The sequence below is a fragment of the Lentzea sp. NBRC 102530 genome (genome assembly GCF_030269365.1).
Classification (GTDB): domain Bacteria; phylum Actinomycetota; class Actinomycetes; order Mycobacteriales; family Pseudonocardiaceae; genus Lentzea.
In genome coordinates this window covers 48,795-66,804 of the sequence record NZ_BSTF01000017.1, presented here as the reverse complement: position 1 = coordinate 66,804, position 18,010 = coordinate 48,795, and the positions used below count along the sequence as shown (strand labels likewise).

The window sequence follows — 18,010 nt, the reverse complement described above, 5'->3', positions numbered from 1 at the left end:
GCAGACGATCGACGGGTGTTTAGCACCACCCGCTCTGCACCACGGTGTTGGCATGAAGCGCACACACCGGCGCCCTGCCCTGCTGATCACCGCGCTCCTCTCGATCGCGATGGTCACCGTCGGCAACTCCGCCGCCGCCCCCGCCGATCCCGCGAACCACTGGCAGTACGACCACTGGCCGCAGCAACAGCCCTGGCAGCAGACGAGGGACTCCGCGCGCGTCCTGTCCCAGGCGGGGTTCCCCGGCCCGATCGACCCGCAGAACTGGGTCAACCCCGACCACATGACGTGGGAACGGGACTACAAGAAGATTCCCGGCACCAACTGGGCCGACCCGTCGGTCAAGGGATCGGTGCGCAACTTCAAGGGCGCGCTCGTCCTGCTGGACTACCCGAACCAGCCGTTCGTCGTCACGCAGGCCAAGAACTCCACGGTGTTCGGCAACCCGAGCGCCGAGGCCGCGAACGTGCCGCGCGAGCAGGTCGGGCAGTTCTACCAGGACTTCCTGAACAAGCCGAACTCGCTGAACCGCGGCCACACCGTGCACGAGTACTGGATGGAGACCTCCGGCGGGCGCTACGGCGTCGAGCTGAAGGCGTTCGGCCCGTACACGATGCCGGGCAAGGACCACGAGTACGCCATGGAGTTCCAGGGCGGCACGGCCTGTCCCGCCGGGGACAACTGCAACCGCAACATCCGCACCGACGGCCGGGCGGCGTGGGTCGCGGACGCGGGCGCCGAGGTGCCGGCGGGCTACGACTTCATCTACTACCTGTCGGCGGGCCAGGACGAGTCCGGCACCTGGCAGGAGTTCGGGATGATGAAGTTCCGGACCAAGGAGGACGTCACCGACGACTTCGGCCCGCCGGACCCCGCGCTGCCGAACTGGTCGAACACCCGGTACGTCGACTGGACGTCGTGGGCGGCCGGCTCCTCGATCTGGCCCAACGCGGGCGGTGGTTCGTCGACGCAGGCCGAGAGCTCCGGCCAGGGCGTCTACGCGCACGAGCTGAGCCACATCCTCGGCATCGGCGACAACTACAACAACCCGTACGGCAACCCGCCGCGCCGTGACTACAGCGGCCCGTGGGACATGCTGTCGCGCGGCTCGTTCAACGGCCCCGGCGGCCCGCACTCGCGCTGGACGATCCCGGCGACCGGCGGCGGTTCGCTCGGCTCGCAACAGACCTTCCGCAACCGGATCAAGCTCGGCATCATCGACGAGAAGAACGTCCTGAGGCTGTCGCGGGAGGCGCTGGCGGGCTCCGGCACGGTCATCGCGAAGATCACCGCCCGCGAGGTCAACCCCGGCCCCACCGGCCTGACGGGCATCAACCTCGCGCTGGGCACCGGGGACAAGACGCCGTCCTGCAACGTCTCCACCAACCCGTTCTGCGACGGCGGCGGCTACAACAACTACACGCTCGAGGTCGTGGACCGGATGGGCGCCGACTCGTTCACCCCGGACTCCGGCGTGCTGCTCGCCAAGACCAAGAACGCCGACGCGGCACCGTTCACGTGGGTGATCGACGCGAACCCGCAGGACATCGGCATGACCGACTACGTGCTGCCGGACGGCACCAAGGTCCCGATCACGGTCGGCGACTACCGCCAGCTCTCGGACGCGCTGTTCCACGCCGGCACGAACTCCGGCAGCGAGTTCGAGTTCGTCGACACCGCCAACCGCCTGCACTTCTACGTCCTCGACGTGCAGCGGGACGCGCAGGGCGTGCTGGCGTACACCGTGGCGATCCGCTCGCTCGACGGCGCCGGGCCGCAGCAGCGCGGCGTGCGGGTCACGCCGACCGCCGCCCGTGCCGACTCGTCGGGCGTGGCGACGTGCCGCTTCCCGCTCACCAACACCGGCCGCGCGGCGACGCCCGGCGGCCAGCACCCGGAACCCGTCGACCAGTACCTCGACGGTGACGTCTACCGGGTGAGCGCGAAGGCCGAGAACGGCTGGACCGTCTCGGTGCCGAACGCCCTCGCGACCGCCAAGTTCGGCGGCCGGGTCGACGTTCCGGTGCACGCGCAGCGCGGCAACGGCCCGATCATGTCGAAGGTGACGCTGACGGCCGTGTCGGAGAGCAACCCCGGCAGGTCCGCGACCGCCACCTGCACGGTGACGAGCCGGTAGCGCCCACGCCGGACACCCACCCAAGCCGCGTGCCGTTTGGCGCGAGGCGTGTTGGGTGCGACACGCCGGGGTGTCGTCGGCGGAGGTCTGCTCGGGGCGCTAGCGGGGACGGCTCCGGACCGGCCTGCGCCGGTCCGGAACCGCTCGCTGCGGGGGTACCGGTCCCGACGTCAGCATCACGAAGCAGGCCAGCAGCACGACGGTCCCGCACGCGATCCAGGTCAGCGTGCGGACCGTCGGCACCGGCGGGATCACGCCGATGCTGAACAGCAGCAACGGCAGGCCGAGCGCGTAGCAGACACCGGCCGCGAAGGTGCGCCCAGAGCCGCCCAGCAGCAACGGAAGCGCGGCGATCGCGGTCAGCACGGCGAACGCGAGCCACGCGTACGTCATGCCGGTGTGCAGCGCGATCGTGACGTCCATGCCGTCCTTCGCGCGGATCGCGGACTCGGTGTCGGCCGCGTGGCTGAACCCGGCGGCGGCTCTTCCTCCCGCGAAGACGGCTGTGAGCAGCAGCGACGCCCCCAGGATGGTGCGACCGCGGCGTACGGGATCGACTCGCTTCCTGGTGTCCACGCACCCCAGTCTGTTGGCAGTGGACGGTCGCGCGCCGCCGCACACGCCGAAGTGCACTCAGTGGTGGTACGCGATGCGCGCCATCGGTTCGAGCAGCTCACCTTCCTCGTAGGACAGGTGCGACAGCAGGGTGTCGGTCAGCAGGTCCACCGACTCCTTCACCTCGGCGATCCGGTGCGGTTCCGCGACCGTCGCCACGAGGGCGGCGTCCAGGCGTTCGAGCACCTCGTGGATGACGTGGTGCTCCTCGGTCAGCCGGTCGAGCACGGGACCGAGCCGTCCGTCGCCCTGGCGCAGTTGCGGGTAGAGGCTCGTGTCCTCGAGCGTGTGGTGGATCGTGACGAGACGGCAGTAGCTCTCGCAGTACGCGCCCATCGTCCAGTTGTTCTGGCGCATGGTCATCGTGTTGATCTCGTCGCGCGCCTGGCCGACGTCGATGATCCCCGCGGCGGCCTGGTCGACGATCGACCTGACCTTGGTGAGCTCGTCGCGCAGGTGGTTGTGGACGCCGACCAGCTGGCGGCCGAGCGCCCTGCCCGAAGCGGTGTAGACGGCGTCCGCTTCAGGCGCCGGTGCTTTTGGGCGGGTCGACTCGTCCCACGGGAGCTTGCCACCGCGTTCCTTCTGCACGATCTCGCGCACGGCGGGAGCCGTCTCCTCGGCGAACGCCCGCAGCTCGTCCTCGGTGCCGATCATCGCGATGAACCCGCTCATGCCGTCCCGGAGCGCCAGCTCGGCGAGTTGCTGCGGCGTGAACTCGCTGCCGATGTTGTAGATGCGGCGGATGTCCTTCGGCGATCGACCGGCGTCGTGCGCGGCCTCGTCGATGATCGCGTTCATCGCCTTGAGCTGGGCCGGCGGCGCGTACGGGCTCGACGGCAGCCAGCCGTCCGCCACGCGGCCGGTGAGCTGGAGCATCCGCTTCTTGTAGGCGCCCAGCCAGATGCCGATGTCGTGGGCGGGGAACGGGCCGGGGCGCGCGCCGTTCAGCGAGTAGTGCTCGCCCTGCAGGCGCACCCCGCGGCCGGGCGTCCACAGCGCCCTGATCACCGCGATGGCCTCTGCCAGCGCCTCGACGGACTCCGGCGGGGTGCGGTGCGGGCCGCCCATCGCGGCGATGGCGTCCCAGAACGAGCCCGCGCCGAGCCCGAGTTCGACGCGCCCGCCGCTGATGATGTCCAGACTCGCCGCCGCGCGCGCAAGGACGGCCGGCGGCCGCAGCGGCAGGTTCGCGACGTTGGGGAACACGCGGACCTTGGTGGTGGACGCGGCGATGACCGACAACGACGTCCACGTGTCGAGGTTCGCCGCGTTGTACGGGTGGTCCTGGATGCTGACGAGTTCCAGTCCTCGCACGTCAGCGGCTTGTGCCAGTCGCAGCGTGGTGCCGAAGTCGGCGGCACCGGGTGGGAGGAACACCCCGAACTCCAGCGCGTGGCCGTAGTCTGTCATGCCGAAAGTATGCCACGCAGATGTTCTGTTCAACAGACGTTCTGTCGTGGCTATCATTGGCCGGGTGACCGCGCTTGAGGACGACTTCGGCTGGACCCTCGGTGTGGTGTTCCGCGCCTACGTCAAGGCGACGAACCAGGCGGTCGGCGACCTGCCCGGCGGCCACCGCGGCTACCAGATCCTCACCGCCGCCACCCGCGACCGGCCCGAGAGCCAGTCCGCGCTGTGCCAGCAACTCGGCATCGACCGGACGGTCATGACCTACCTGCTGGACGACCTGGAGCGGGCGTCGCTCGTGGAACGCCGGCCCGCCCCTGCCGACCGCCGGACCCGGTTGGTCGTCGCCACCGAGGTCGGCCGGGCTCGATTGGCCGAACTCGATTCACGGCTGGGGCACGCCGAGGCGCACGTGTTGTCCGGATTGCCGGCGGGGGACCGGAAGGCGTTCAAGGAGTTGCTCTGCCGGCTGGCAGGGCACGTGAACGAACTGGATCCGGTGCCGAGTGCGTGTCAGGTGGTCCAGGACATCGCCGAAGGTGTCTGAAGTGGACGTTTCCGGGGCAATCGCGAGTTCTGAAGTGCGATTTCGACGACGGTCATCCGTGAATCGGACGAGTTGAGCCGAACTTCACGCATGAGTGAAGTTTTTACTTTATTCATGAGTAGGTTGGCGGGCCTGCCGACTGATGTGGCGGCGATCTCTCCGCTGTACGGTGCAAAAGCTCGTGACAAGGGCGAGAAGTGTGGTATGCGCAGGTCGCAGGCGTGTGGCTGTTTCAGTTCTGGCTTAAAAATCGAGTACGCGCTTGCGCTGCTTTGGCCCGGTTCAATGATCGGCGGCAGATTCCCGGTGAGGTATGTAGGCTGTGATCGACGCACCTGGCGCGCGGTCTGGGGGAACGTGTACCCGCGCTTGGGGGATCAGGGGCTCTGTTGGTGTGTGGCTAAAGAAGAGCGGTGAGGCGCTTTACCCTCACGTGCTCCGTTCAGCCCACATAGAGGTGGTCCCGGTTCGGCGGCGCTCGCGTGCATCGCGTCCGCCGAACGGGCCAACGACCGGGGGGCAGAGTTGCAGAGGATTCATTTCACCAGCGAAGACCTCGCACGGGTGAAAGTCTCGGCGACGTTGGGCATGGGTGCGGAAACCGTGTTCGCCATGGAATCGCTGGGACGGAACAGGACGGGAGGGTTCTTCGGGATCTGGCGCGAGCGCGTGAGCGAACGGCTCGGGAGGCGTGCCGGTCGGGTCGAACGCATGGCGCAGGTGCTCAAGCCCGTTCCCGACCTGTTGTGGCTCGTCGACGGAGGGTTCAAAGCGGACGAACGCGCGCTCGGCAGAGCCGGCCTGAGCCGCGAGGAGGTCGTGGAGACCGCCCAGGGGTTCGCCAGGGTCGCGGTGTCGCCGTACTGGCGGCAGGTGCGGGGTTACCTGGAGACGGTGCGCGACGTGCGCGGCCGGCTCGCGATGACCGGAGGGGTCGAACGTCTCCTCGGGACGTTGCACCCGCGGGTGCGGTGGCGGGGCTCGGTGCTGGAGGTCCCGCACGAACGGGAGGTCGACGTCCACCTGAAGGGCCGCGGGTTGTTGCTGGCGCCGTCGTTGTTCCTGCACGACAACTCCGCCGCCGTGCTGATCGGTGCGGAGTGGGCGGAGTCGAGTCCGATCCTCGTGTTCGCCGCGCCGCCCGTCACCGCGGCCGCGAGTGCGGCGGCGGCGTTCTGGGACGTCACCGAACGCGGCGAGCAGGCGCTCGGGGCGTTGGTGGGGCGGACGCGTGCGGCGGTGTTGCAGGAGCTCGTGGAGAGCGCGACCACGGGTGAGCTGGCCGAGCGGCTCAACATCTCGTCGGCCAGCATCAGCCAGCACACCTCGGTGTTGCGGGAGGCCGGCCTGATCACCAGCCGCCGCAACCGGAACACCGTCCAGCACAGCGTGACGCCGCTCGGCACCGCGCTGCTGGAGTACACGACGTACCAGTTCATGGAAGCGGCGGCTGGTGAGTGAGCGTCACGTCCGCGCGACGGCCTCGCGCGGACGGAGGTCGGTCCAGTGGCCCGACACGTAGTCCAGGCAGTCCTGCCGGGTGCCCGGCCCGTGGACCTCGGTCCACCCGCTGGGCACCGGGATGGACTGCGGCCACAGCGAGTGCTGGCCGGGCGAGTTCACCAGCACGAGAAACGTGCCGTCGGGGTCGTCGAACGGGTTGCTGCTCATCGGTTTCTCCTTGTGGGTCAAGCGAACGTGCGGGCGACCGCGAGGAACGCGTCGTTGTCCGCCGGGCTGCCGATCGTGACCCGGACGCCCTCGGTGCCGAACGGGCGCACCATCACGCCGTCGGCCGCGCAGTGGGCGGCGAACGCCGGTGAGCGGTCCGCGAGCGGCAGCCAGAGGAAGTTCCCCTGGGACGGCAGGAACTCGTGCCCGAGTCCGTGCAGCGCCTGGCCGACGCGGTCGCGCTCCGTGCGGACGAGTGCGCACCGCTGCGCCAGTTCGTCGGCGGAGTCGAGGCTGATCAGGGCGGCGGTCTCGGCCAGCGTGCTGACGCTGAACGGGACACCGACCTTGGTGACCGCGCGGATCAGGTCGATCGGGCCCGCGCAGTACCCGATGCGCAGGCCCGCGAGGCCGTACGCCTTCGAGAACGTCCGCAGCGTCACCAGGTTGCCGCGCCCGGCGGCCTCGCGGACGAGTTCCAGCCCGTCCGGCGTGTCCGGGTCGGTGACGAACTCGCGGTACGCCTCGTCCAGCACCACGACGACGTGCTCGGGCACGGCGGCGAGGAACTTCGCGAGCGCGTCGCGGTGCAGCGCGGTTCCGGTGGGGTTGTTGGGATTGCAGATGATGATCATGCGGGTCGTCGCCGTGACGGCGGCCAGCATGGCGTCGAGGTCGTGCACGAGGTCGCCGGTCAGTGGAACCGGTCGCGCCTCCGCGCCCGAGACGCGCACCAGGATCGGGTAGGCCTCGAACGAGCGCCAGCCGTAGACGATGCTGCTCGGACCGTGCACCACAGCCTGCATCAGTTGCAGCAGCAGGGTTGCCGAGCCCGCGCCCACGGCGACCGACCCGGCGGGCACGTCGAGGTGCTCGGCGAGGCGGGTGGCGGTGGTGTGCGGGCTGACCGGTGGGTACCGGTTGATGTCGGCGAGGCCCGCGGTGAGCGCGGCGGCCACCCGCGGCAACGGCGGGAAGGCGGTCTCGTTGTTGGACAGCTGGACCCGCGCGGCCGTGGGCAGCTGCTGGTACAGCGGCAGCGCGTCGAGGTCGGGGCGGAGCAGGACGGTCATCGGTGCCTCAGCTCAGCTCGAACACGACGGCCCCGGCGAGGCTCTCGACGCGGTGCGCCTCGACGCACTTCCAGCCGGCCTCGTCGAAGACGTCCAGCCACTCGTCCAGCGTCGGCAGGTAGACGTCCATCATCGCGTGCCCGAATTCGAACGCGAGGGTGAACACCGGGATTTCGTCGTCCGGCACGTTCGTGGTCCGGACGTTGTCGCCGAGCAACAACCTGCGCGCGTTCGGGAATGCCTTGCGCAGCTGATGCAACGAGGTGATGCAGCGTTCCCTCGGCCAGAAGTCGTGGCCCATCATGAAACACGTGAGCAGGTCGACATCGGCGAATTCCGGCGCCGGTTCGAGTTTCCGGACATCGGCTTCGACGAACGAAAGACGGTCGCCCACGCCCTGCAGGTCGGCCTCGGTCCTCGCCATGTCGATCGCGGGACCGGCGATGTCGATTCCGATACCACGTGCCTGCGGGTGGCGCTTCAGGATTTGAATGAGTCGCTCACCACTTCCCGAACCGAGGTCCACCACGCCGACCGGGTCGAAATCGATCCCTTCGAGCACCGGCCAGAAAACCGGGTCGTAGAACTGCGTGTTGGCCTCCCGGCAGGCGGCGCTGATCGCGGCCGCGTCCCGGCGGTAGTAAGCACCGTCGCGGTTGGCGTTGCGCAGCACCGACGGGATCTCGGCGAACAGCGGGGCTGACCCCCGCATGAGCCAGTGGAAGAGCGATTTCGCCTGGTAGACCTCATCGAACTGCTCGCCGGGCACGACCGTGTCGCCGTCCCTGCTGACCACCCCGACACTCGCGAGCGCGACGAACAGGCCGCGTGTCGACTCCTCGTGCAAATCGTTCTTGGCGGCGAATTCCGGCACTTTCAGCGTGCCTGACTCACGTAGTTCCGACAAAGCCCCGATTTCCCAGGCCGCCGCGATGGCGGACGCGGCCACCGCGGAGTTGAAGATCTGCGCGGTCGCCCGCGTGGTCGTGCTGGTCATGGACAGCCTCCTGTCGCGCGGCGCGCCGCGACTCCGATTTTCGGAAAGCCGGAAAACGTGTCCGGTCCATCGCGGACATTGCCGTGCGCAGACTGCGAACGGCACGGTTGCCCGGCGACACCAGCCTTGCGCAGGACGCCGCAGGATTCCACCACCTTTAGCCACCACCGAAACTCCCAGCTCGCCGCCGCTGTGGCGGTGGTCCTTTTTGGGCACGGCTTAAACACGTTGCCGCCGGACCCTTGACCGAACAAGACTTCAACGGCGGGCCCACCGGGGTCGTGCAGTGCCCGCGTCTTTCTTCTCGGGGGATTCGACAGAACGGAGCAGCAGCGTGGATACCGTCATGCCCGCGGTCGTGCACGAGCTCTTCGAGCAGTGGGCTCTGCGCACGCCCGGAGCGATCGCGGTGTCCGCGGCCGGCGAGAGCCTCACCTACGCCGAACTGGACGACCGCGCCTCCCGTCTCGCGCACTTCCTCGCCGGCCGGGGCGTCGGACCCGGTGTCGTCACGGCGTTGTGCTTCGAGCGGGGCGTCGACCTCGTCGTCGCCGAACTGGCCGTGCTCAAGGCGGGTGGCGCCTACCTGCCGCTCGACCCCGGCTACCCGGCCGACCGCCTCGCGTTCATGCTCGCCGACACCGCCGCGCCCCTGGTGCTGACGTCGGCCGGACTGCGGGACCGGATCTCCTTCGCCGCGGACGTCGTCTGCCTGGACGCCGACCTCCTCGCCGCTCAACCCGCCGGGCCGCTCGAGGTTCCCGTGTCCGGCGACGACCTCGCGTACGTCATGTACACGTCCGGTTCGACCGGACAGCCCAAGGGTGTGCTGGTCGAGCACCGCGGCATCGTGCGGCTGGTGCGCGGGCAGTCCTACGCCTCGGTGACACCCGCGGACGTGGTGGCGCACCTGGCTTCCGCGTCGTTCGACGCGTCCACGTTCGAGGTGTGGGCGGCGCTGGCTAACGGCGGCCGGCTCGCGATCGGCCCGTCCGGGCCGGTGTCGGTCGCGGAGCTCGGCCGTTTCCTGGCGGGCTCCGAGGTGAGCGTCCTTTGGCTGACGGCGGGCATGTTCCACGAGGTCGTCGACGCCGACGTGACGGTGTTCGGCGGCCTGCGCCTGCTGCTCGCCGGGGGTGACGTGCTCTCCCCGAGCCACTGCGCGCGGGTGCTGGCCGAGTTCCCGGAGTTGGCTCTGGTCAACGGGTACGGCCCGACCGAGGGCACGACGTTCACCGCCTGCCACCACGTCACCGAGGTGTCCGGCCCGGTGCCGATCGGCACGCCGCTCTCCGGCACGACCGCGCACGTCCTCGACGAGTCCCTGCGACCGGCGGACGTCGGCGAGTTGTACGTCGGCGGCTCCGGCCTGGCGCGCGGCTACCTGAACCGCCCCGACCTGACCGCGGTCCGGTTCGTCGCGGCACCGTCCGGCGAACGGCTGTACCGCACCGGCGACCTGGTGCGCTGGGAACGCGGCGTGCTGGAGTTCCTGGGCCGCACCGACGACCAGGTCAAGATCCGCGGCTTCCGGGTCGAGCCCGGCGAGACCCAGTCCTGGTTGCGCCGCTGCCCAGGAGTGTCGGACGCGGTCGTCGTGGTGCGGGACGGCCGCCTGGTCGCGTACGTCATCGGCTCCGTCACCCCGGCGCTGCTGCGCGACCGGCTGACCGACGTGCTGCCGGAGCCGTTCGTGCCGTCGGAGTTCGTGCTGCTCGACAGGTTCCCGTTGACCCCCAACGGAAAGGTGGACCGGGCCGCCCTGCCGGAACCCCGCCGCGGCGCGGAGTCGGGACACCGGGCGCCGAGCGGCGAGATCCAGTCCGCGCTGGCGGCGATCTGGGCCGAGGTGCTGCCGGTCGACCAGGTGGGCGCGGGCGACGCGTTCTCGGCGCTGGGCGGCGACTCGCTGCTGGCGGTCCGGGTGCTGGCCAGGATCCTGGCGCGGTTCGGGGTCGAACTGACCGTGGCCGACCTGTTCGACGCGCCGACGCTGGCGGAGCTGGCGGCGAAGATCGCGGTACGGCCGGCCGCCGCGGTTCCCGAGGCACCGCACCACACACCGGGGTCGGAGTTCCCGCTGTCGTTCCCGCAGGAACGCCTGTGGGTCGCGCACGAGATCGACCGGGACGCCGTCGACAGCAACGTCCACCTCGCCTACCGGATCGAGGGGCCGCTCGACACCGACGCCTTGGCCCAGGCGTGGCGTGCAGTGGTGCAGGCGCACGAACCGCTGCGGACGACGGTGGCCGAGGGACCGCGCCAGGTCGTTCGAGACGTGACCGGCGGCGTCGAGTTCACCGACGTCCGTGAGGACCCCTCCGAGCTCGATCGCCTGCTGCACCAGGAGGTTGCCACCCCGTTCGACCTGGTCAACGGCCCGGTCTGGCGCCTCCGCCTCGTCCGCGTCGCTGACGACCAGCACGTCCTCGTCCTCGGCGTCCACCACATCGCCATCGACGGCTGGTCCACCGGCGTCCTCACCGGTGAGCTGACCGAGCGCTACGCCGCCGCCCTCGAACGCCGCCCGGCCCGCGTCGACGCACTCCCCGCCCGCTACGCCGACTTCGCCCTCTGGCAACGCGAGGCCCTCACGGACACCGCCCTGACCGGCCCGCTCGACCACTGGCGCCGGACCCTCGACGGTGCCGCGCCGTTGCAGCTGCCGACCGACCGGCCGCGCCCCGCCGTGCGCACCTCCGCCGGTGCCGAGCACCGCTTCGCGCTGCCGGCCGGCCTGACCTCCCGGCTCGGCTGGCTCGCGGAAGCCCACGGCACCACGGTGTTCACCGTGCTCGTGGCGGCCTGCCAGGTGTTGTTCGCGCGCTACAGCGGACAGCGCGACGTGGTCGTCGGGACCGTGGTGTCCGGGCGTGACCGGGTCGAGTTCGAACGGCTCGCCGGCTGCTTCATCAACACGCTGGCGTTGCGGTCCACTGTGGACGCAGCGTTGCCGTTCACCGAGTTCCTCGGGCACGTCCGGACGACGGTGCTGGAGGCGTTCGCGCACCAGGAGGTGCCGTTCGAGCGGGTGGTCGCCGAGCTGCGGCCCGAGCACGACCCGAGCCGGACGCCGATCGTGCAGGCGTTGGTGGTGCTGCAGAACACGCCGGACGAGCCGTTGGCGTTCGAGGGGGCGCGCGTCGAGCGGCAGGCGTTGCCGCACGTGTCGTCGATCTTCGAGCTGACCGTCGAGTTCACCGAGCACGCCGACGGCATGGACGTGATGGTCGAGTACAACACCGACCTGTTCGACGCCGCACGGATCGAGCGCATGGCCGGGCACCTGCACGTGCTGCTGGACCAGCTCGCCACCACACCCGACCTGCCGGTGGGCGAGCTGTCCGTGCTGACGGCGGGCGAGCGCAGGCAGTTGGCCGAGTGGAACGACACGGCCGCCGACCACGACCTGGACGTGACGGTCCAGGAACTGGTGGCACGGCAGGATCCCGGCGCGGTGGCCGTGGTCTGCGGCGAGCAGAGCCTGACGTTCGGGGAGCTCGACGCGCGGGCCAACCGGATCGCGCACCACCTCGTCGCGCGCGGGGTCGGGCCGGACGTGGCCGTGCCCGTGTGCCTGGACCGGGGTGTGGACTTCGTCGTCGCGCTGCTCGCGGTGCTCAAGGCGGGTGGCGCGTACGTGCCGCTCGACCCGGACAGCCCGGCGGCGCGGCTCGCGTTCGTCGTCGAGGACACCGGCGCACGAGTCGTGCTGGCCCAGCGCGCGTTCGAGGTGGACGCCGAGGTCGTGCTGATCGACGACCCGGCCATCGACGGACATCCCGGCACCGCACCGGAAACCCGCAGCACGGCGGGCGACGTCGCGTACGTCGTCTACACCTCCGGCAGCACCGGCAGGCCCAAGGGCGTGATGGTCGAGCACCGCTCGCTCGTCAACCTCTGCCGCTGGTACCACGACTTCTACGGCGTCACGCCGGACGACCGGTCGGCGCACCTGGTCGCGCAGGCGTTCGACCCGGTCGCGCTGGAGATCTGGCCCGCGCTCACCGCCGGTGCCTCGGTCGTGGTGGCCACGCAGGACGTGCTCGACGACACGGCCGCGCTGGTGCGGTGGATCGCGGAGCGGGGCATCACGCTGTCGGTGATCATCACACCGCGCGTGGACGCCGTGTTCGACCAGCTCGAGCACGTGGACACGAACCTGCGCGTGGTGATCGCGGGTGGCGACGTGCTGCGGCGCCGCCCGAGCCCGCGGTTCGGGTTCCGGATGGTCAACCACTACGGCCCGACCGAGGCGACCGTCCTCGCGACCGGGTCCGTGGTGGCACCGCACGCCGAACCCGGTGTGCTGCCGACGATCGGCGGGCCGGTCGCGAACACGACCGTGCACGTGCTCGACCCGCACGGCAACCAGCTGCCCGTCGGCGTGCCCGGCGAACTGCACATCGGCGGGGTCTGCGTCGCGCGCGGCTACGTCAACCGGCCCGAGCTGACCGCGACCCGGTTCGTGCCGGACCGGTTCGCCCAGGACCCCGACGCGCGGCTGTACCGCACGGGCGACCTGGTGCGCCGGCTGCCCAGCGGCGAGCTCGACTTCCTCGGCCGCGTCGACAACCAGGTGAAGATCCGCGGCTACCGGGTGGAGCCCGGCGAGGTCGAGGTCGTGCTGGCCGAACACCCCGAGGTGGCGGCGGCCGTCGTCATCGCGCGGGAGGACGCGCAGGGACGCGTGCGGCTGCTCGGGTACGTCGTGCCGGTCGGCCGAGACCCCGAACCCGCCCAGGCTCTCGGCCACGACCAGGCCCGGCTCCCCAGCCCCGAACCCGCGCGGCTCCTCGACCACGTGCGGAGCGTGCTGCCGGAGTACATGGTCCCGGCGGCGGTCGTGGTGCTGCCGGAGTTCCCGCTCACCTCGCGCGAGAAGGTCGACCACGCCGCGCTGCCCGAGCCCGAGGCGAGCGCCGACCGGTTCGTCGCGCCGCGCACCGAGCTCCAGCGGCTGCTCGCCGGCATCTGGGCCGACGCGATCGGCGTCGGCCAGGTCGGCGTCGAGGACAACTTCTTCGAGCTCGGCGGTGACTCGATCGTCGCGATGCGCGTGGTGTCCAAGGCCCGTGAGGCCGGGTTGCGGCTGAGCGCCCGCGATCTGTTCCAACGGCCGACGATCGCCTCCCTGGAAGCCGTTGCCACCGGCGAACCCGTTGCGGCGCAGGCGGTCCGGGTCGAGGGAAGGGCTCCGCTCACGCCGATCCAGCGGTTCTTCTTCGAGACGTTCACGCCGACCGCGCCGTTCCACCAGCACGTGACGCTGGACCTGCCGGACGTCGGACCGGACGCCGTGCGGAGGGCGGTCGAGGCGCTCGTCGCCCACCACGGCGCGCTGCGCACGCGGTTCGGGGTGGAGAACGGCCGGTGGTGGCAGGAGGAGGTCGCCGCGAGCGTGCGGTTCGCGACCGGTGACGAGGCCACCGCCGTCGAGTTCGCCTCGGCCTCGACGGACATCACCGAGGGCAGGCTCGTCGGCGCCGTGCTGGTGCCGGGGCCGCGGCTGGTGCTCGCGGTGCACCACCTGGCCGTCGACGGCGTGTCGTGGCGGGTGCTCACCGAGGACCTGCGGACCGCGCTCGACCAGGTCAGCCGGGGCGAGCGGATCGTGCTCGGCGCGACCACCGACTCCCCGGCCGCGTGGGCGAGCAGGTTGACCGAGCACCTCGCGGCCGGCGGCTTCGACGGGGAGAAGACGCACTGGGCTGCGTTGCAGGACGTCGACGCGACCGTGCCCGTGGACCGCGACGGCCCGAACTCGGTGCGCAGCACCAGGATCGTCCGGGCGGGGCTCGACGCGGACACCACCGCGAAGCTGCTGCGTGAGGTGCCGCCGGTGTACCGGACCGAGGTCGGCGACGTGCTCGTCGCGGCGCTCGGCCGGGTGCTGGCGGCGTGGACCGGGCGTCGGCGCGTGCCGCTCGGCATGGAGGGCCACGGCCGCGAAGAGCTGTTCGACGACCTGGACGTCACCCGCACGGTCGGCTGGTTCACCACGCGCTACCCCGTCGTGGTCGAGCCGGAGGGTCCGTGGGACGTCGTGCTGAAGTCGGTGAAGGAGCAGCTGCGCGCGGTTCCGTTGCGCGGCCTCGGCTACGGCGTGCTGCGCGACGCGGGCCGGGTGCCGGAGCTGGACCCGCCGGTGGTGCTCAACTACCTCGGCCAGTTCGACGCGGCGGCGTCGGAGATCGGCCTGCACCAGCACGACGGTGACACGCGGGCGCACCTCGTCGACGTGGTCGGCACGGTGCTGGCCGGACGGCTGGAGTTCCGCTGGTACTACTCGGAGAACGTGCACGACGAGGAGACGATCACCGAGCTCGCCGGCCACTTCGTCGCCGAGCTGACCGCCGCCGTCGAGCACTGCCTGACGCCGGGAACGGGTGGCCGCACGCCGTCCGACTTCCCGCTGGCGCACCTCGACCAGTCCACCGTGGACGAGATCGTCGGTGTGCGGCGGGACGTCGAGGACGTCTACCCGCTGACGCCCATGCAGAACGGCATGCTGTTCCACAGCCTGATGGACGCCAGCGGCACCGCTTACTTCGAGCAGATCAACGCGGTGGTCGACGGCGTGCGGGACACGTCCGTGCTGGCCGCGGCGTGGCAGCGGGTGGCGAACCGGGTGCCGGTGCTGCGCACGGCGTTCGTCTGGGAGGACCTGCCGAAGCCCTACCAGGTCGTGTCCTCGCACGTCCGCGTGCCGGTGACCGAGCTGGACTGGCGCGACCTGTCCGGCGCCGAACTCGACGCGTCCGTCGCGCACCACCTCGACCAGGACCGCAAGGCGGGCCTCGACCTCGGCGAGGCGCCGCTGATGAGGGTGGCGGTCATCCGGCTGACCGACGACCGCGTCCGTCTGGTGTGGACGTTCCACCACGCGCTGCTCGACGGCTGGAGCGGCATGCAGGTGCTCGCCGAGGTGCTCGGGGAGTGCGCGGCCGAGCCCGTCGCCGTGACGCGGCGCCCGTACCGCGACTACGTGGAATGGCTGGGCCGGCAGGACCTGTCGGCCGCGCGCGAGTACTGGCAGGACGCGGTGGCCGGGTTCGAGGCCGCGACGCCGCTGCCGTTCGACCGGCCGAAGTCCGGCCTGCACCGCACGGTCTCGTCGGCCCGGCTGCGGATCTCGCTGCCCGAGGACGTCACGGCCCGCGTGTACGAGACGGCCAGGCAGGCGCAGGTCACGATCAACACGGTCGTGCAGGGAGTCTGGGCGTTGCTGCTGTCGCGTTACAGCGGCGAGACCGACGTGTGCTTCGGCGCGACGGTGGCCGGACGGCCCGCCGACCTCGCCGGGGCCGACCTCATCGCCGGCATGTTCATCAACACCCTGCCGGTGCGGGTGCGCGTCGACCAGGACGCCGACGTCGTCACGTGGCTGCGCGGCCAGCAGGAGGCGCAGGCGGCGGCGCGGCAGTTCGACCACGTGTCGCTGACGGAGGTCGTGGAGTGGGCGGGACTGCCGCGCGGCCGAGACCTCTTCGACAGCATCGTGGTGTTCGAGAACTACCCGGTCGAGGCCGCCGACGGTCCGTCCATCGTGGACATCGGCTCGACCAGCGGCACGAACTACCCGCTGAACGTCGTCGTCTACCCCGAGGACGCGCTGTCGTTGCTGCTGCACTACGACCCCGCGTTGTTCGACGAGGTGACCGTGCGGCGGATGGCCGGGCACCTGCGGATGCTGTTCGAGGCGGTCGCCTCCGGCAGCCGGCGCGTCGGTGAGCTGTCCATGCTCGCCGAGGCCGAGCGGCGGACGTTGCTGCACGAGTGGGCGAGCACCGGGCCGGTCAGGACCGGCGGCCACCTGCACGAGGTGATCAGCGCGCAGGCACCGGACGCGATCGCGGTCGTGCACGACGGGAACGCCACGACGTACGGCGAACTGGACGCGGCGGCCAACCGGCTCGCGCACCACCTGGTCGGCCTCGGTGTCGGCCGGGACGTGCTGGTCGGCGTCTCGGTGCCGCGCAGCACCCGGTTGATCGTCGCCGTGCTGGCGGTGCTCAAGGCCGGTGGCGCCTACGTGCCGCTGGACCCCGAGTACCCGGCCGAGCGGCTCACCACGATGCTCGCCGAGACCAGGCCCCGCGTGCTGCTGACGCTGGAAGGGCAGGCCGTGCGGTCCGCTGGGGCCGAAGTGGTGCTGCTGGACCGCCTGGACCTGGATGCGTTGCCCGACACCGATCCCGGGGTCGCCGGCGACGACCGCGACCTGGCGTACGTGATGTTCACGTCCGGTTCGACGGGCACGCCGAAGGGCGTGATGATCGAGCACAGGTCGCTCTTCAACGTCGTGCAGGAGATCAACGAACGCTACGGGCTCACCCCGGACAGCAGCGTCCTCCAGGTGTGCTCGATGAGCTTCGACGGTGGCGTGCAGGACATCTTCAGCACCCTCGTCGCCGGTGCCACGCTGGTGCTGTCCGGCCCGGACGCGCTGCACGACCCGGCGGCGCTGGCCCGGCAGCTCAAGACCGACCGCGTCACGGTCGCCTCGCTGCCGCCGGCCGTGCTGGCCGCCCTGGACCCGGCCGAGCTCTCCGGCCTGGAGTGCGTCGGCACCGGCGGCGACGTCTGCCCGGTCGAGCTGGTCGAGGCCTGGGCGCCCGGACGCACGTTCATCAACATCTACGGCCCGACGGAGTCGACGCTGGCGGTGACGCTGTACCCGGCGCAGGCCGGTTCGGGTCACCGCACGATCCCGCTGGGCGAGCCGATCCCGGGCGTGCGCCTGCACGTCCTCGACACCGGGCTCGCACCGGTTCCCGTCGGCGTGACGGGGGAGTTGTACATCGGTGGTGCCGGACTCGCCCGTGGGTACGCGGGCAGGCCGGACCTGACCGCCGAACGGTTCGTCGCGGACCCGTTGGGAGAGGCGGGTGAACGCCTCTACCGGACCGGAGACCTGGTGCGGTGGCGGCCGGACGGGCTGCTGGAGTTCGTGGCGCGCACCGACGACCAGGTCAAGATCCGCGGCTTCCGGGTGGAACCGGGCGAGATCGAGAACACGCTGATCCGGCACCCCGCCGTCACCGAGGTCGTGGTCACCGCGCCGCGGACCGAGGCGGGCAGCAGGCAACTCGTCGCGTACGTGGTGCCGGACACCGCACCGGACGGCGACACGTTGCGCCGGCACCTGGCGAAGACGTTGCCGGACTACCTGGTGCCGTCGGCGTTCGTGCGGCTGCCCCGGTTGCCGCTCACCGCGAACGGCAAGGTCGACCGCCGGGCGTTGCCCCGGCCGTCCAGGTCCGACGTGATCACCGTGGCCTACCGGGCACCGGCCACCCCGACCGAGGAAGCGCTCTGCCGGGTGTGGGCCGAGGTGCTCGGCCGTGACGAGGTGGGCGCGGACGACGACTTCTTCGCGCTCGGCGGTGACTCGATCACCAGCCTGCGCCTGACCTCGCGGGTGCGGAGGTCGTTCGGGGTCGAGGTGTCCCCGCGGGACCTGTTCGACGCACCGACCGTGGCCGGGCTCGCGGAACGGATCGTCGACCTGGTGCTCGCGAAGCTGGAGAACGACTTCGCGCTCGGCGCGAACTGAC

9 protein-coding genes are annotated in these 18,010 nt (G+C 70.9%); 4 read left to right on the top strand and 5 right to left on the bottom strand.

Annotation, left to right across the window (positions count from 1 at the left end):
* Positions 1 to 52 precede the first annotated feature (52 nt).
* Complete coding sequence (locus QSK25_RS35420) at positions 53 to 2,137, top strand: M6 family metalloprotease domain-containing protein (protein ID WP_285644854.1); 2,085 nt, start codon at positions 53 to 55, stop codon at positions 2,135 to 2,137.
* Between the two features lie 99 nt (positions 2,138 to 2,236).
* Here the strand turns inward: QSK25_RS35420 and QSK25_RS35415 are convergent, their stop codons facing one another.
* Together QSK25_RS35415 and QSK25_RS35410 are read right to left on the bottom strand one after the other, a co-directional pair.
* Positions 2,237 to 2,713: a hypothetical protein gene (locus QSK25_RS35415; RefSeq protein WP_285644853.1), complete on the bottom strand. Its 477-nt coding sequence runs from the start codon at positions 2,711 to 2,713 to the stop codon at positions 2,237 to 2,239.
* Positions 2,714 to 2,770: 57 nt separating this feature from the next.
* Positions 2,771 to 4,165, bottom strand: a complete 1,395-nt coding sequence (locus QSK25_RS35410; RefSeq protein WP_285644852.1) for an LLM class flavin-dependent oxidoreductase — start codon at positions 4,163 to 4,165, stop codon at positions 2,771 to 2,773.
* A gap of 64 nt (positions 4,166 to 4,229) precedes the next feature.
* Here QSK25_RS35410 and QSK25_RS35405 point away from each other — a divergent pair, with 64 nt between their 5' ends.
* Both QSK25_RS35405 and QSK25_RS35400 read left to right on the top strand, forming a co-directional pair.
* Positions 4,230 to 4,709, top strand: coding sequence for a MarR family winged helix-turn-helix transcriptional regulator (locus QSK25_RS35405; protein ID WP_285644850.1), 480 nt, complete (start codon positions 4,230 to 4,232; stop codon positions 4,707 to 4,709).
* 612 nt (positions 4,710 to 5,321) lie between these two features.
* Positions 5,322 to 6,170: an ArsR/SmtB family transcription factor gene (locus QSK25_RS35400; RefSeq protein ID WP_285644849.1), complete on the top strand. Its 849-nt coding sequence runs from the start codon at positions 5,322 to 5,324 to the stop codon at positions 6,168 to 6,170.
* A gap of 3 nt (positions 6,171 to 6,173) precedes the next feature.
* Here QSK25_RS35400 and QSK25_RS35395 read toward each other — a convergent pair whose 3' ends face one another.
* From QSK25_RS35395 to QSK25_RS35385, 3 genes are read right to left on the bottom strand one after another with little or no spacing between them, the layout of a single operon-like run.
* Entirely contained in the window at positions 6,174 to 6,380 is a 207-nt protein-coding gene (locus QSK25_RS35395) for an MbtH family protein (RefSeq protein ID WP_285644848.1), read from the bottom strand.
* A 17-nt stretch (positions 6,381 to 6,397) separates the two neighbouring features.
* Positions 6,398 to 7,453, bottom strand: coding sequence for a histidinol-phosphate transaminase (locus QSK25_RS35390; protein WP_285644847.1), 1,056 nt, complete (start codon positions 7,451 to 7,453; stop codon positions 6,398 to 6,400).
* Positions 7,454 to 7,460: 7 nt separating this feature from the next.
* Entirely contained in the window at positions 7,461 to 8,666 is a 1,206-nt protein-coding gene (locus QSK25_RS35385; RefSeq protein WP_285644845.1) for a class I SAM-dependent methyltransferase, read from the bottom strand.
* A 118-nt stretch (positions 8,667 to 8,784) separates the two neighbouring features.
* On the opposite strand from QSK25_RS35385, the gene QSK25_RS35380 reads away from it, so the two are divergent.
* A complete protein-coding gene (locus tag QSK25_RS35380) occupies positions 8,785 to 18,009 on the top strand; it encodes a non-ribosomal peptide synthetase (RefSeq protein WP_285644844.1) in 9,225 nt (3,074 codons plus the stop codon).
* The last annotated feature ends 1 nt before the right edge of the window (position 18,010 follow it).

Coding starts and splice junctions, on each gene's coding strand:
- QSK25_RS35420 (WP_285644854.1), top strand. CDS start 53: ATGAAGCGCACACACCGGCGCCCTGCCCTGCTGATCACCGCGCTCCTC.
- QSK25_RS35410 (WP_285644852.1), bottom strand. CDS start 4,165: ATGACAGACTACGGCCACGCGCTGGAGTTCGGGGTGTTCCTCCCACCC.
- QSK25_RS35400 (WP_285644849.1), top strand. CDS start 5,322: ATGGAATCGCTGGGACGGAACAGGACGGGAGGGTTCTTCGGGATCTGG.
- QSK25_RS35395 (WP_285644848.1), bottom strand. CDS start 6,380: ATGAGCAGCAACCCGTTCGACGACCCCGACGGCACGTTTCTCGTGCTG.
- QSK25_RS35390 (WP_285644847.1), bottom strand. CDS start 7,453: ATGACCGTCCTGCTCCGCCCCGACCTCGACGCGCTGCCGCTGTACCAG.